13 protein-coding genes are annotated in these 14,895 nt (G+C 74.1%); 5 read left to right on the top strand and 8 right to left on the bottom strand.

The genetic code is table 11. From position 1 onward, the window contains the following. Positions 1-14 precede the first annotated feature (14 nt). Together N4G63_RS00430 and N4G63_RS00435 are read right to left on the bottom strand one after the other, a co-directional pair. Positions 15-2,765 carry an AAA family ATPase gene (locus N4G63_RS00430; RefSeq protein ID WP_314599211.1) on the bottom strand — a complete coding sequence of 917 codons (2,751 nt, stop codon included), beginning with the start codon at positions 2,763-2,765 and terminating at the stop codon, positions 15-17. A gap of 15 nt (positions 2,766-2,780) precedes the next feature. Continuing rightward, positions 2,781-3,953: a metallophosphoesterase family protein gene (locus N4G63_RS00435; protein WP_260789438.1), complete on the bottom strand. Its 1,173-nt coding sequence runs from the start codon at positions 3,951-3,953 to the stop codon at positions 2,781-2,783. 184 nt (positions 3,954-4,137) lie between these two features. On the opposite strand from N4G63_RS00435, the gene N4G63_RS00440 reads away from it, so the two are divergent. Further along, positions 4,138-4,878: a DUF3280 domain-containing protein gene (locus N4G63_RS00440; RefSeq protein ID WP_260789437.1), complete on the top strand. Its 741-nt coding sequence runs from the start codon at positions 4,138-4,140 to the stop codon at positions 4,876-4,878. Here the strand turns inward: N4G63_RS00440 and N4G63_RS00445 are convergent, their stop codons facing one another. Together N4G63_RS00445 and N4G63_RS00450 are read right to left on the bottom strand one after the other, a co-directional pair. Then, on the bottom strand, positions 4,879-5,292 hold the full coding sequence (locus N4G63_RS00445; RefSeq protein ID WP_260789436.1) for a response regulator: 414 nt from the start codon (positions 5,290-5,292) through the stop codon (positions 4,879-4,881). Positions 5,293-5,545: 253 nt separating this feature from the next. After that, positions 5,546-6,808 carry a serine hydrolase domain-containing protein gene (locus N4G63_RS00450; RefSeq protein ID WP_260789434.1) on the bottom strand — a complete coding sequence of 421 codons (1,263 nt, stop codon included), beginning with the start codon at positions 6,806-6,808 and terminating at the stop codon, positions 5,546-5,548. 278 nt (positions 6,809-7,086) lie between these two features. Between N4G63_RS00450 and N4G63_RS00455 the strand changes: the two genes are divergently transcribed. The 3 genes from N4G63_RS00455 (at position 7,087) to N4G63_RS00465 (ending at position 9,526) form a co-directional block, all read left to right on the top strand. Further along, complete coding sequence (locus tag N4G63_RS00455; RefSeq protein ID WP_260789432.1) at positions 7,087-7,725, top strand: MBL fold metallo-hydrolase; 639 nt, start codon at positions 7,087-7,089, stop codon at positions 7,723-7,725. A 198-nt stretch (positions 7,726-7,923) separates the two neighbouring features. Next, positions 7,924-8,727, top strand: coding sequence for a helix-turn-helix transcriptional regulator (locus N4G63_RS00460; protein ID WP_260789430.1), 804 nt, complete (start codon positions 7,924-7,926; stop codon positions 8,725-8,727). A 187-nt stretch (positions 8,728-8,914) separates the two neighbouring features. After that, the gene (locus N4G63_RS00465) at positions 8,915-9,526 is read left to right on the top strand and encodes a Crp/Fnr family transcriptional regulator (RefSeq protein ID WP_260789428.1); all 612 of its coding nucleotides are present in this window, start codon (positions 8,915-8,917) and stop codon (positions 9,524-9,526) included. Positions 9,527-9,543: 17 nt separating this feature from the next. On the opposite strand, the gene N4G63_RS00470 is transcribed toward N4G63_RS00465, so the two are convergent. The 4 genes from N4G63_RS00470 to N4G63_RS00485 all read right to left on the bottom strand — a co-directional run bounded on the left by N4G63_RS00470 (position 9,544) and on the right by N4G63_RS00485 (position 13,786). Continuing rightward, complete coding sequence (locus tag N4G63_RS00470; protein ID WP_260789426.1) at positions 9,544-10,467, bottom strand: M48 family metallopeptidase; 924 nt, start codon at positions 10,465-10,467, stop codon at positions 9,544-9,546. Between the two features lie 58 nt (positions 10,468-10,525). Continuing rightward, positions 10,526-12,151, bottom strand: a complete 1,626-nt coding sequence (locus N4G63_RS00475) for an AmpG family muropeptide MFS transporter (RefSeq protein WP_314599212.1) — start codon at positions 12,149-12,151, stop codon at positions 10,526-10,528. A 69-nt stretch (positions 12,152-12,220) separates the two neighbouring features. Next, a complete protein-coding gene (locus tag N4G63_RS00480) occupies positions 12,221-13,111 on the bottom strand; it encodes an anti-sigma factor family protein (protein ID WP_260789422.1) in 891 nt (296 codons plus the stop codon). A gap of 135 nt (positions 13,112-13,246) precedes the next feature. Beyond that, positions 13,247-13,786, bottom strand: coding sequence for an RNA polymerase sigma factor (locus N4G63_RS00485; protein WP_260789420.1), 540 nt, complete (start codon positions 13,784-13,786; stop codon positions 13,247-13,249). Between the two features lie 111 nt (positions 13,787-13,897). On the opposite strand from N4G63_RS00485, the gene N4G63_RS00490 reads away from it, so the two are divergent. Further along, the gene (locus N4G63_RS00490) at positions 13,898-14,836 is read left to right on the top strand and encodes a LysR family transcriptional regulator (RefSeq protein ID WP_260789418.1); all 939 of its coding nucleotides are present in this window, start codon (positions 13,898-13,900) and stop codon (positions 14,834-14,836) included. Positions 14,837-14,895 lie beyond the last annotated feature (59 nt).

Consider the following 14,895-nt stretch of genomic DNA (forward strand, 5'->3'; position numbering starts at 1 on the left):
GTGCGCGCAGCCGATCACAGCTGGCGCAGGGCCACGCCCATGTCGCGCCATTGCTCGGGGTGGCAGGTGAACAGCAGCAGCTGGTGGCGCTGGGCGGCATCGAACAGCACGCGCTTCATGGCGCCCAGGCGCTCGGCGTCGCTGTGCACCAGCGCGTCGTCCAGGATCAGCAGCGTGGGCCGGCCGGCCTGCTGCAGCAGGTCGGCGTAGGCAAAGCGGCTGATCAGGCGCAGCTGCTCGCGCGCGCCGAAGCTCAGCTCGTCGAGCGCGGCGCGTTCGGCGCCGCCGTCGGGCGCGGGGCGGGTGAGCGATTCGGGCGCCAGCTGCGCGTCCATCTGCACCGCGGCGCCGGGCAGCAGCAGCGGCAGGTAGTGCTGCAGGCGCTGCTGCAGCGGGGCCTGCAGCCGACTCAGCGTGGCCTGGCGGCGGGCCTCGATGCGGCTGCACAGCAGGGCCAGCGCGGCGGCGCGGTGCTGCAGCTCGGCCGCACGGCGCCGGGTGCGCGCCAGCGCGCCGGCCAGGCTGTCGCGCTGCTCTTCGAGGCCCTGGGCGCCGGCCTGCTGCAGCGTGCCTTCGAGCACCAGCAGCTGCTCGCGGCGCTGCTGGTGGGCCTGCAGCAGCTGCTCGATGCTGCGCGCCAGGCGCGCGATGTCCTGCGCCACGATGTCGGGCCGGGCGGCGGCCAGCGCGGCCTGGGCCTGGCCGATGCGCGCGGCCAGCGCCTCGTGTTCGGCCTGGGTGGCCAGCAGCTGCTGCTGCGCCTGCTGCTGGCGCGCCGCGCGCGCCGGATCAACCAGCGCGGCCTGGGCGGCAGCGTGTTCGCGCTGCGCCGAATCGAGCGCGCTGGCGGTGGCGGCCTGGCGGCGCTGGGCGCCGGCCAGGGCTTCGGCCGCGGCCTGCTCGCTGCGTGTGGCGGCGTCGTGGGCGGCCTCGGCTTCGTCGAGCGGCAGGGCGGTGGTGGTGGTGGTGGTCGCGCTGGCGTTGGCGTTGGCCGGCAACCGGTCGAGCGCAGCCTGGGCGCTGGCGATGCGCGCCTGGGCCTCGCCGGCCGCCGCCTGCACTGGCGCCAGACCTTGCGGCGCCACGATGGCCAGGGCCTGCTCGGCCAGGCGGATCTGCGCCTGGCGTTCGGTGTGCGCGGCCAGCCGGGCCTCGGCCTCGGCCAGATCGGCCAGGCCCTGGCCCTGCAGGGCCGCCTGCAGCGCGGCCAGGGCCTCGTCGTGCTGGCGCGCCAGTGCCGCCAGATCCTGCCCGCCCGGGGTGATGCGCAGCGTGCCGCCACCGGGCAGGGCCAGCGTGGCCGGGCTGTCGAGCAGCAGCTCGCCCTGGCCCTGCAGCGTGCGTTGCACCTCGCCCGTGCCGGCACCGGCACCGGCACCGGCATCGGCACCGCCAGCCGCGCCTCTGGCCAGGCCCAGCGCCTGCCCGGCCGGCAGATCGAACTGCAGCCGCGTGGCCACGGCCTGGCGGCGCAGCGCGGCCTCGCGGGCGCCGCGATCCAGCCTTTGCAGCACCTTGAGCTGGGCCTCGCCGATGGCTGGATGCGCCGCGGCCTGGGCCCGCAGCGTGGCCAGGTGCTGGTGCGCGGCATCGGCACGCTGCAGCGCATCGGCCTGGCGCGCGGCATCGGCCTGCGCCTGCTGCAGCTGCTGGGCCAGGGCCTGGCGCTGCGCGGCCTCGCGTGCCGTGCGCCAGGCCAGGCGTGCGGCCTGGGCGCGGGCCTGGCTGGCCTGCACGCCGGCGGCGGCCACGGCCACCGCGGCGTCGGCGGCCTGCAGCTGCTGGGTGGCCTGGGCCAGGGCCTGGCCGCGCTGCGCGGCCTGCGCCTGCTGGCGCGCCAAGGCATCGATCTCGCCAGCCAGCAGCTGGCGGGTTTGCGCCAGCTGGGCGGCGCGGGCCTGGTCGGCGGCCAGCTGCTGCTGCTGGCCGGCCAGGGCCTGCTGGCGGGCCTGGGCCTCGGCCAGCGTGCTGCGCAGCGCCGCCCAGGGTTGGGCGGTTTCGTCGGCCTGGTGCTGGGCGCGCAGCGTGGCCAGCTGGTCGACCTGCTGGCGGTAGCTGGCGATCTGCTGGTCGAGCGCGCTGATCTGCGCCTGCTGCTCGTCGGCCAGCTCGGTGGCTTCGGGCAGTCCGCCGCCACGCCGGGGCACGCCCTTGGCGGTGAGCAGTTCGTCGCGCTGGCCGCGCAGCCACTGCAGCAGCTCGTCGCCGCCGCTGGCGGCCAGGCCGCCCAGCGCGGCCGGGCCGCCCGCGGCATCGGCCTGGCCCTGCAGGGCATCGTGCAGGTGCTCGCGGGCATGGCTCACATCCAGCGCCTGGCCGCTGCCCTGCTCCACCCACAGCAGGCCGGGAATGCCCCAGTGCTCGGGCCGGCTGGCGCCCTTGGCGGCAAAGCCGAAGCCGAAGCGCTGGGCCAGGTGGTCTTCGGCCTCGGCGCCATCGAGCGCACGCTGGCTGCCGATCTGCAGCGTGCAGCGCTTCTTGCCCAGAAAGCTCTTGACCAGGTGGTGCGGCTGGCCGTCGAGCATGAAGTCCAGCGTGATGGTGGGCGTGGCGCTGCTGCCCTCGCCCCAGGGGCGCAGATCGTCCACCGCGGTGGAGCGGTGGCGCTCGAAAAACGCCGCGCGGATGGCCCGCACCAGGGTGCTCTTGCCGGCCTCGTTGGGCCCGGCCAGGATGTTCAGGCCGGGCTCGAAACCCTCCAGCAGCAGCGGCTGGCGAAAGCGGCGCAGCTGCTCGACCTGCAGCCGGGTGATCTGGAACGCCATCGTGCGCGCCCCCCGTCAGGCCGCCAGGCCGCTGGCGGCCGGGGGCGTGCTGGCCAATGGCGGGGCCACGGCGGCCAGGTTGCGCGGCGCCAGCGCGGCGGTCAGCAGGGCCAGCGCATCGCGTGCGGTGCGCGCCTCGGGCGTGGTGCCGGCCTGCTCGGTGCGCAGCTCGGCGATCAGCTCGCCCAGGTAGCCGTCGGCCTGCAGGCTGGCGATGTCGTCGCCGGTGGGGTTCAGGCGCAGATCGGCCAGATCGCATTGCAGATCGCGCGCCGCGGCCTCGGCACGGGCGATGGCGGCCAGCAGGGCCGCATGGCCGGCCAGATCGGTGCTGCCGGCCACGCGCAGGCTGGCCACGTCGTGGGCGCCCAGCGCGTCCAGGCGCTCGACCAGGGCCTGCACATCGCTGGCCACCTGCAGGCTGGCCTCGAGCGCCTGCCAGCGGTACTGGCCCACCGCCAGCGCCTGCACCTGCGGCTCGGCGCCGGGCGCGGCCAGGCTCACCAGCAGCGCCTGGCCGGCGCCGTTGTCCTTGAAGCGGTCGGGCTCGGGCGTGCCGGCGTACCAGGTGCGCGCGTCGATGCGCTTGCAGCCATGCCAGTCGCCCAGCGCCAGGTAATCCAGCCGGGCTCGGGCGGCGCGGTCGGGGGCGATCGGGTTGGTGGCGTCGATCTCGTCGGCCAGCAGGCCCTGCACGCTGCCGTGCGCCAGGCCCAGGCGCAGCAGGCCGGCGGGGGTGTCGCAGGCGTCGAACCAGGCGCTCAGGTCGCCATGGGTGTGGCGCTGGGTGAGCGGCGCGGGCAGCACGGCAAAGCCCAACTCGGCAAACAGGCGCGGCTCGGCGCTGAGCAGCAGGTGGGCATTGGCCGGCACCGCGCCCAGGCGCTGGGCGCGGGTCCACACGCTTTCGGCCAGCGCGGCGTCGTGGTTGCCGGGAATCATCAGCCACGGCCCGGGGTAGGCGGCCAGCGCATTGAACAGGCGGCGCACGATGCGGTCGGACACGGTCTGCGCGTCGAACACGTCGCCGGCCACCAGCACCGCGTCCACCCGGTGCGCGGCGGCCAGCGCGGCCAGGCGCTCCACCGCGGCCAGGCGCGCCTCGGCCAGCAGGGGCGCATGCTCCGGGTCGAAGCTGCTGAACTGGCGGCCGATCTGCCAATCGGCGGTGTGCAGGAAGGTGGGCATGACGAGGGCGCTGGCTGCCGGTGCGGCGGTGCCGCAAGACGGCGAAGCCCGAACCATAGCCGTTTGCTGGCTCGAAACATGAGCCAGCGGCACGCGACAAGACCGCACCGAACGGCTAGGCTGCGCCAGCGCACTGCGCCGCAGCCCCCCGCGCTGCGCCGATGCACGGCGCCAAGGAGCCACGATGCCGATCCGCCTGTGCCCGAACCTGTGCCCGCGCCTGCGCCCGAACCAGCGCCCGAACCTGCGCCTGAACCACCCGGCCCGCGCCACGCCACTGCGGTGCCTCCCGCACCTGCCGCACCTGCCGCACCTGCCGCACCTGCCGCGCCTGTCACGCCTGTCACGCCTGTCACGCCTGGCCGGCCTGATCAGCCTGCTGGCCGGCCTGCTGGCGCCGCCACTGGCCCAGGCCCAGCCGCTGCCCGGAGCGCTGCGCGTGCTGGTGCTCGACCTGGAGCAGGCCGGCGACCTGGGCGACGCCACGATGCAGGCCGAACGCACGCTGCGCCTGCAGCGGCTGAGCCAGAGGCTGCGGCAGCGCCTGGGCCAGGCCGGCCTGGTGACGGTGGTGGACGACACACCGCAGCGCGAGCGCCTGGCGCATGAGCGCGCGCTGCACGACCTGCGCCACTGCAACGGCTGCGAGCTGGACATCGCCCGCGCGCTGGCGGCCGACGCGGTGCTGGTGGGCTGGCTGTTCCGCATGAGCCAGCTGATCCTGACCATGCATTTCGAGCTGCGCGATGCGGCCACCGGCCAGTTGCTGATGAAACGCGCACTCGACTTCCGCAACGACGCCGAGAACAGCGGCGAGCGCATGCTCGACTACCTGCTGCGCGACATGCGCGAAGGCCGGCTGTGGAACGGCGCACCCACCTGGGTGCCGGGCCCGCCGCCGGCGGCGGCGGCAGCGCCGCGCTGATCAGGCGGCGTGGGGCTCGGCCTGCAGCAGCAGGCGCTGCACCCGCTCGCCCAGCAGGCGCGGGTTGCCGGCCTTGGGCACGAAAGCGTCGTAGCCGCTGAAGCCGGCGCGCACCTGGGCCTCGTCCAGCCCGGTGTGCATGGCGATCTTGGCGCGCGCGGTGCGCGGGTTCTGGCGCAGCGCACGGCCCAGCGCCATGCCGTCCAGGCCCGGCATCTCGACATCCAGCACAAAGGCGTCAAAGCGGTGGCGGCCCACCGCCTCCAGCGCGGCCAGGCCGCTGTCGGCCGTCTGCACGCAGTAGCCCATGGCCTCGAGCGTGGCGCACATCACCGCCCGCGTGGCGGCACAGTCATCCACGGTGAGGATGCTGCGCTGGGCGGCAGACGGCCGCGGATCGGCAGGCAGGGACATGCCGCTCAGCTTAGCGATTGGCCGCCGCGGCGAAAAGGGGCTGGCGCCGCGCTGCGGCGGCCAAGCCGGGCTTGCTCAAAAATGCGGCAAAGGCCCCATCTGGCGGCGGCCTGGGGCCTGTCCAGAGCTTGGGCCCAGGTTGTGCACAGGCTTGTCACCAGCCCCGGGTGGCCAGATTTTTTTCGATGTCCGACCCGGCAGCTTGGTGATATGAGCCGTTCGGCGCATGGCCTGGGGGCGGCGCCGGCGGCGTTCAGGCCGCGCTGTCCACCACCGCGGCATTGACCAGCGTGCGCAGCTCGCGCCGGATCGGGTACAGGCTGCTGGGCATCAGCTGGGTCATGAACACCACCGAGAGGTCTTCCACCGGATCGACCCAGAACGCGGTGCTGGCTGCGCCGCCCCACCAGTACTCGCCCAGGCTGCCGGCGATGCCGGTGCGCGCCACGTCGGTGGTCATCGCAAAACCCAGGCCGAAGCCGACGCCGCGGTACGGCGCTTCGGTGAACAGGCTCAGCGACACATCGGCCAGGTCGGCGCCGCCGGGCAGGTGGTTGCTGGTCATCAGCGCCAGCGTCTTGGGGCCCAGCAGGCGCACGCCATCCAGTTCGCCGCCGCGGCGCAGGCATTCGCAAAAGCGCAGGTAGTCGGCCGCCGTGCCCACCAGGCCACCGCCGCCCGACGGGCAGCGCGTGGGCTCGCGGAAGCTGCGGCCGGGCAGCACGGCCAGCCGCCCGTCGGCACCGGCCAGGTAGCACTCGGCCAGCCGGTGGGCCTGCTCGTCGGACACATGGAAGGCCGTATCCACCATGCCCAGCGGGCCCAGGATGCGCTGCTGCAGAAAGTCGGCAAACGCCAGGCCCGAGATCTGCTCGACCAGGTAGCCCAGCACATCGGTGGCCACCGAGTAGTTGTAGGCCGTGCCGGGCGAAAACTCGAGCGGCACGGTGGCCAGCGCATCGACAAAATCCTGCAGCCCGCCCTGTTGCTCGAAGGGCTCGAGCCGCGCCTTGCGGTAGGCCGCATCGACGCTGGTGCGCTGGTGGAAGCCGTAGCTCAGGCCGGCGGTGTGGCGCAGCAAATCGATCATGCGCATCGGCGCCGCGGTGGGCCGGGTGACCCAGCCGCCGCCGCCGCCCGGCACACCGGCGCCGCCGGCCTGGTACACGCCCAGGCCGCGCCACGACGGGATGAAGCGGTGCACCGGGTCGTCCAGCGCCACCCGGCCTTCTTCCACCAGCATCATGAAGGCCACGCTGGTGATCGGCTTGGTCATCGAGTAGATGCGCACGATCGTGTCCTCGGTCATCGCGCGACCCGGCACCTCACCACCGGGCAATACCGCGTGGCCCATCACGCTCTGGTGCACGATCTGCCCATGGCGGGCCACCAGCAGCTGCGCATGCGGCAACCGCCCCGGCGCCACATAGCGCTCGTGCAAAAAACGGTCGATGCGCGCCAGGCGCTCGGCGCACAGGCCTTGCGAAGCGGGGCTGGCGGTGGGGAGAGTGGGCATCAAGGCTCCGGGTCAGTCGGCCATCGGGCCCGCATGGTGGCCGGGCCTGGGCCGCCCGTCAGTCATGCCGGCGACCCGGCCCGGGGCCGGCCTGACCGGGCCGGGCGAACCGCCGCGTGGGCAGCCACATGGGCGGCCACATGGGCCGCCAAATGTGCCGCCACACGGGCCGGCACACGGACGTGGCCATCCGCAAGCCCCGGCGCCAGGCCGCATCACGGTGTGCCCATTCGCGCCCAGAATGGCGGCTGTTGCCGGCCTGCACCCACCCACACACCATGCTTCGCTACGAAACCATCCCCGTCACGCCCTTCGAGCAGAACTGCTCGCTGCTGTGGTGCACCGACACGCTGGAGGCCGCGGTGGTCGACCCCGGGGGTGATCTCGAGCGCATCCGGGCGGCCGTGGCGCGCCATGGCGTCGCGCTCAAGCAGATCCTGCTCACGCATGCGCACATCGACCATGCCGGCGGCACCGGCACGCTGGCGCGCGAGCTGGGGCTGCCCATCGTGGGCCCGCACCCGGGCGACCAGTTCTGGATCGACGGCCTGGCGCAGCAGGCGCAGATGTTCGGCTTCAAGCCGGCCGAGCCCTTCACGCCCACGCGCTGGCTGGCCGATGGCGACACGGTGCAGGTGGGCCGCGTGACGCTGAACGTGCGCCACTGCCCGGGCCACACGCCGGGGCATGTGGTGTTTCACGACCCGGGCACGCAGCGCGCGTTCGTGGGCGATGTGCTGTTTGCCGGCAGCATCGGCCGCACCGATTTTCCGGGCGGCCACCACCCCACGCTGATCAGCAGCATCACCGAGCGGCTGTGGCCGATGGGCGACGACACGGTGTTCATCCCGGGCCACGGGCCCGAAAGCAGCTTCGGCGACGAGCGGCGCCACAACCCCTACGTGGCCGGCACCTGAGGCGGCGGCCGGGAGCCGCGCCGCGCTGTCGGGCGGGTTCAGGGCCGGTGCCGGGCGGGCCGGCGGCTGTGAATTTGTCACAGCGGGCGGGGGCGCCAGTTCACCAAACCGGGGGAGTGCCGGCACCTAAGCTGCCGGCATGGCGCATAGCCGTGCCGTCGGCACATGCAGGGCGCCCTTCACGCAGGAGTGATCACCATGCTGGATCTGCACGACACCCGCAGCGCGCACGTGGCCGAGTTCTATGCCGGCTTTGCCGCCACCCTGCCCGCCACGCGCAGCCGCGGCTATGCCGGCCCCGAGCGCCGCGGCGCGGCCTCGCAGCAACACCGCCGCATGGCGCAGATGCTGGACACGCTGGATCACGGCCTGCTGCTGGTGGATGCCGAGGGCCGCATTGCGCACCTGAACAAGGCCGCCCGCCGCGACCTGGACAGCCAGCATCCGCTGCAACTGGCCGGCGACCACCTGGGCACCCGCCAGAGCGCCGACTCGGTGCCGCTGCGCGAGGCGCTGCAGGGTGCCGCACACCGCGGCCTGCGCCGCCTGCTGATGCTGGGTGAAGGCCGCCAGCGCGTCAGCGTGGCCGTGGTGCCGCTGGCGCCGCTGGGCACCGAAAGCCAGCACGGCGTGGCCCTGCTGCTGGGCCGCCGCCAGGTGTGCGAGGAGCTCACGGTCGACTGGTATGCCCGCGCCCACAACCTGACCATGGCCGAGACCGCGGTCATCAAGGGCCTGTGCGCCGATTTCACGCCGCAGGAGATCGCCCAGCGCCAGGGCGTGGGTCTGGCCACCATCCGCACCCAGATCGGCAGCATCCGCCAGAAGACCGGCGCCGGCAGCATCCGCGCGCTGGTGCGCCAGGTGTCGCTGCTGCCGCCGCTGGTCAGCGCGCTGCAGGCCCCGGCGGCGGCGGCAGCCGCCCCGGCCGGCGCCGAGCCCGCGCGTGCCGCGGCCACCGGCCCGACGGTGCGCGCCAACGGCCGCGCGCTGCACGCCTGAGCGCCGGCTGGCGCCGCGCGGCCCGTGTCGCGCGCGCCACGGCGGCAGGCATGCCACCCAGGTAGCATGCGCGGCGTGCGCCGGCCACCCACGGCCGGCGCAGTGCCTGCCCATGGTTACCGCCAACGAATCCCCTCCGCTTGCCGCCCCGCCCGCTGCCGGCCCTGCCGATGCCAGCGGCGCGACCATGTCTGACGCGCTGCGGGCGCTGGCCGCGCGCGGCGAGACACGGCGCTACCGCAAGGGCACGCTGCTGATCCAGGAGGGGGACCATGGCGACACGCTGTTCATCATCCTCAGCGGCCGGCTGCGGGCGTTCAGCGCCGGCGACAACGACCGCGAGATCACCTACGGCGTCTACGGCCCCGGCGAGTACCTGGGCGAGATCAGCCTGGACGGCGGCCCGCGCTCGGCCAGCGTGATCACGCTCGAGACCACGCAGTGCGCGGTGGTGAGCCGGCGCACGCTGGAGCGCTTCATCTCCGAGCGGCCCGAGTTCGCGTTCGAGCTGCTGGCCAAGGTGATCCGCCGTGCCCGCGCGGCCACGCTGAACGCGCGGCAACTGGCGCTGAACGACGTGTACGGCCGCCTGCGCCTGCTGCTGGCCGAGCTGTCGCAGCCGCTGGACGACGGCAGCCGCCGCGTCGGCGAACGGCTCACGCACCAGGAGATGGCGCACCGCCTGGGCTGCTCGCGCGAGATGGTGAGCCGGCTGATGAAGGATCTGGAGCGCGGTGGCTACATCACGCTGCAGGACGCGCGCATCCACGTTCTGAAGGCCTTGCCGCAGCGGTGGTGACTGACGGCCCCGGTTGGTCAGGCGGCCGGCGCGCCGAAATGCTGGTCGGGCTTGGCCGCGGCCTCGTACATCGGGTCGACTCGCGGGTAGCGCGCCTCGATCTCGCGGATGCGTGATTCGCCCGACGGGTGCGTGGACAGCCACTGCGGCGGCGCGCCCTTGTTGGCGGCCAGCATCTTGCGCCACAGCGAGGCGCCGGCGCTGGGCTTGTAGCCGGCCTTGGCCGAGAGGATCAGGCCCAGCGCGTCGGCCTCGGATTCGTCATCGCGCGAGAAGCGCAGCGTGAGCAGCTGGCCGCCGATACCGGCCGCGGTGCGGCCCAGGTCGCCCAGGCCGAACAGCGCCGCGCCCAGCTCGATGGCCCCGCGCGTGGCCATGGTCTTGCCCATGCGCTCGCGCGCGTGCTCCAGCAGCGCATGCGCCACCTCGTGGCCCATGATCACCGCCACCTCGTCGTCGTCGAGCTTGAGCTGGTTGAGGATGCCGAAGTAGAAGGCGATCTTGCCGCCGGGCATGCAGAAGGCGTTGAGGTCCTTGCTGCCGATCAGGTTGACCTCCCAGCGCCAGTCCTTGGCGCGCGGGTTGCAGTCGAAGGTGAGCGGGATGATGCGGTTGGCGATGTAGCGCAGGCGCTTGACCTGCGGATGGTCCTTGCCCGCCAGGCCCTGCTGGCCGCCGGCCTGCTGCAGCATCTGGCGGTACTGCTGGCTGGCGCCCTGCTCGATCTGGTCGGCGCCGGTCAGCTTGGCAAAACCCGAGCGCTTGCACTCGGGCTCGGCGGCCAGCGCCGGCAGGCCGGTGGTGGCGGCCAGCACGCCGGCGCCCAGCAGTGCGCCGCCCATGCGGCGGCGGGCATGCAGCGCGCAGCGGCAGCCCTCGGCATGGCGGGCCAGCGCGGGCAGGGCCACCTGCGCATCGGTGCGAAACAGGGTGTCGGTCATCGTCGGCTTCTCGTCGTCGCGGCTGTCGTCGCCCTAGATGGGGGCGCCGGGCCGAGTGTCAATCATCGCGCGGCGCGGCGGCGGCCGCTTCCAGCCGCCGCACGGTGCCACGCAAGAACCACAGCATGCCCAACGCCGGCAGGGCCGCCACGGTGGACACGATGAAAAATGCCGGCCAGCCGATGGATTCGGCCAGCACCCCGGCCAGCGGCCCCACCCACACCCGGCCCACCGAGGAAAAGGCGCTCAGCATCGCAAACTGCGTGGCGGTGAAGCGCTGCTGCGTCAGGCTCATCAAGAAGGCCAGGAAGGCCGCCGTGCCCATGCCGCCGGCGATGTTGTCGACGGCGATCACCGCCAGCAGCGAACCATCCACCGGCGTGGCCTGCTTGAGCGCCACGAAGCCCCAGTCGAAGGCCGGCAGCAGCACCGTGCCCAGCGTGCCCTTGCCATGGGCGGCCAGCCACCAGTAGCCCAGGTTGCTGAGCATCTGCAGCACACCAAAGGCCAGCAGCGCGCGCCACAGGCCCAGGCGCAGCATCAGCAGGCCGCCGGCCAGCGCGCCGCCGATGGTGAGCCACAGGCCCAGCACCTTGTTGACCACGCCCACCTCGGCCGAGCTGAAGGCCATGGCCTTGAGCAAGAAGGGCGTGACCAGGGCGATGGCAAAGGCGTCGCCCAGCTTGTAGAGCACGATGAACAGCAGAAACAGGCCCGCGCCGGGCTGGCTGAAATAGGCGCCCAGGCCGTTCAGCAGGGTTTGAAACCGCGCCGCGCGGGCTGTCCAGGCCGCCAGCGGCAGCGTGAAGCCCAGGCCCAGCAGCAGCGCCACCAGGTCGATCCAGCGCGCCTGCAGCGTGGGCGCCAGCGTGCTGCCGGCCAGCCAGGGCCCCAGCACGGCCGCGGCCGCGGGCGTGAACACCTGCTGCGTGGCCAGGTAGCCGGTGGCCACCGCCAGCAGCACGGCCAGAAAGCCCAGCACGTCCTGCCGGCCGGCCACGGCCGGGGCGGCCTCACCGGCGGCCAGCGGGGGCAGCGGCGGCAGGCGCGGCAGCAGCAGCAGCGAGATGGCCGCCGCGCCGGCCATGGCCAGCGCCATCCAGCGGTAGACCTCGGGCCAGCTCAGGCCGCCGCCCTGCACCGGATCGGTCCAGATCATGGCCAGCCCGCCCGACACCACCATGGCCGCGCGGTAGCCGGCCACGTTGAGCGATGAGCCCAGCCCGCGCTCGGCCGGCGCCAGCAGATCGGTGCGGTAGGCGTCGATGACCACGTCGTGCGAGGCCGACAGAAAGGCCACCAGCACCGCCAGCAGCGCAAACATCTGCAGCGCGCCGGGCGGGCCGATGGGCGTGAGCGCGGCCATCGCCACCAGGCCGGCGGCCAGCGCCAGCTGCGTGAGCACCAGCCAGCCGCGCCGCCGCCCCAGCAGGCCCACGGCGGGCTCGAAGCGGTCCATCAGCGGCGCCCACAGGAACTTGAAGGTGTAGGGCAGGCCCACCAGGCTGAGAAAGCCGATGGTGGCCACATCCAGCCCCGAGCCGCTGAGCCAGACCTGCAGCGCCTGGCCGGTGAGCGCCAGCGGCAGGCCCGAGGCAAAGCCCAGCAGGGCGACGACGGCAAGGCGGTACAGCGCGGCGCCGGAAGGGCGGGCCCGGCGCTCGGCGGGCAGGAGTTCGGGCATCGGGCTGATTCTAGGGACGGCACCCGCGGAACCCGCCGCACGCCCGCACACCCGCAAACCCGCACGGCCTCAGGATGCCGGCTGCGAGGCGCCCCCGGCCGGCGCGGGCACGATGCCGCCTTCGGCCTGCTTGTACACCGCCTGGGCCAGCGCCAGCAGGCGCTCCTTGGGCAGGTTGCCCACCAGCGCGCAGCCGAAACCGTCTTCGGTCCAGTAGAACAGGCCCAGCTCGCCGTCGCGCTGGTAGCGGAAGGCGGTGGCGGCGCCGGCCTCCGGGCGGCGCAGGTAGACGGTGACCCGCTGGCCGGCGCTGTTCTGGTACATCAGCTGGGCGCTGGGGCCGGCGGCATCGGGCAGCAGGCGCCCGCCCACCAGCTCGAAGCCCTGGGCGCGCAGGTCGAACAGCCGCACCGCCATGCCCAGGCGCTTGGACAGCCAGCGCGCCAGGTGCTCTTCCTGCGCGCGCTGCTCGGCGGCGCTGCCCTGGGCCACGTTGACCTCCACCGGATGGCGCACCTCGGGCGCATACACCGCGTGGGCCACGGCGGCGCGGTGCGTCCAGGCCAGCGGCGAGGGCCGCGTCCAGCCGCGCGCCTGCAGCGCCACCTGCAGCGCGGGCGAGCTCCACACCGCACCGGCCCCCAGCAGGCCGCCCAGCACGCCGCCGGCCAGCAGCAGGCCGGCGGCCAGCGCCAGCGGCAGGCGCCGGCGGGCGGCCGGCCCGGGCGCCGCGGCCGGCGCGGTGAGCCGCCGGCGCCAGGCCTCGGGCAGCGGCTCGTCGGCAACGGGCGCGAAACGGGCGCGCAGCGCGTCGCGGTCGGCGGCCCACAGGCGCACGCGGGCGGCGTCTTCGGGGTGCTCGCGCAGCCAGGCGTCCACAGCGGCGGCGGCGGCGGCGTCGAGCTCGCCGTCCAGCCAGGCCGAGAGGTGTTCGTCGTCGGGGGGTCTCGCGCTGTCCATGTCAATTGCTCCAAGCCACCGGCCGGCACCCAGGCCGCATGCACCGGTGCCCACCCGGCAACCGCCGGGCCGCCAGCGGCGCCGGCGCACCGGCGCCGCCCCCCGGGGGGGCGCATCCAGGCAGCGTCACGGGGCTCATATCACCCGCCGCAGCGCGGGGCTGCCTTCGGGGCGCGCCGGGCCGCGGCCGTCAAGATGCTCGCGCAGGGCGGCGCGGGCGCGCGACACGCGCGACATCACGGTGCCGATCGGGATGCCCAGCGCCTCGGCGCATTCGGCATAGCTGAACTGCTCCAGGCTGACCAGCAGCAGCGGCTCGCGCTGCTCGAGCGGCAGGCGCGCCAGCGCGGCCATCAGGTCGATGCGCAGGCCCACGTCGGCGCCGGGGTCGGCGCGCAGCGCGTCCTGGCGCGCATCGGCCTCGGCCGGCTCGACGATGCTCAGCCGGCTGTCGCGGCGGCGCTGGTCGAGGAAGGCGTTGTGCGCGATGGACAGCAGCCACACCACCATGTCGCGCAGCGGGTCGAACTGGTGCCAGTGGGTCAGTGCGCGCTCGAGCGTGGTTTGCGCCAGGTCGTCGGCCGCCCCGGCATCGAGCGTGAGGCTGCGTGCATAGCGCCGCAGCCGCGGCATGGCCGCAAGCAGTTGCTGGCGAAAGGCGTCGGGAGCGTCCACACGGGGCTTACGGCTGGGCCGCGCCGATTATTCCGCGCCGCGGCGCGCGCCACACAATGCTGGCCTTGCACACACGACGTGCCGGCCCCGGGCCGGTGGAGAGCGAAGCGGATGTCCGAACTCGATTGGAGCGATCTGCGCTACGCGCTGGCGGTGGGCCTGACCGGCTCGCTGGCCGGTGCCGCGCGGCAACTGGGCGTGAACCACACCACCGTGCTGCGCCGGCTCGATGCGCTGGAAGACCGCCTGGGCGCGCGCCTGTTCGAGCGCGCACGCACCGGCTACCTGCCCACCGAGGCCGGCGCGCTGCTGCTGGAGCAGGCCCGCCGCATGGCCGACCAGGCCGAGGAGATCGAGCGCCGGGTGAGCGGCCGCGACCGCGAGCTGACCGGCCCGCTGCGCGTGACCACCGCCTTCGTGGTGATGGAGCACCTGCTGCCGCAGCCGCTGGCCGAGTTTGCGCGCACCTACCCGGGCATCGAGGTCGAGGTGGTCGAGAACGCCTTCCTGGCCGACCTGAGCCGGCGCCATGCCGACGAATCCAGCGGCTGGGCGCGGCGCGAGGCCGATGTGGCGATCCGCCTGTCGCAGCAGGTGGCCGAGCACCTGGTGGGCCGCCAGCTGGGCATGAGCCAGTGCCGGGTGTACGCCCGCCGCGGCGCGCCGGGCCTGCCGCAGACGGTGCAGCCGCTGGCCGCGCTGCTGAAGGACGCGCCCTGGGTGGCCTTCGAGCGCGACAGCCAGGCACGCGTGTACGACGGCTGGATGCGCAAGCACCTGGCGCCCTCGGCGGTGCGGGTGCGCGTGGACATCTTCAATGCCGCGGCGGCCATGCTGCACACCGGCATCGGCGTGGCCCTGCTGCCCACCTTCATGGAGCCGCGCCACCCCGAGCTGGTGGCGGTGAGCGAGCCGATCGACGAGCTGCAGGTTCCGGTGTGGATGCTGACCCACCCCGACCTGCGCCAGACCACCCGCGTGCGCTCGTTCATGCAGCTGGTGGGCGACCGCATCGCGGCGCAGCTGGCCAGCGCCGGCACGCCGCGCTGAGCACGCCCAGCCGAGCGCGCCAACCCGCCGCGGGCCGCGCGTGCCCAGGTTCAGGCGCT

The sequence above is a fragment of the Aquabacterium sp. OR-4 genome, from assembly GCF_025290835.2.
Taxonomy (GTDB): Bacteria; Pseudomonadota; Gammaproteobacteria; order Burkholderiales; family Burkholderiaceae_C; genus Pseudaquabacterium.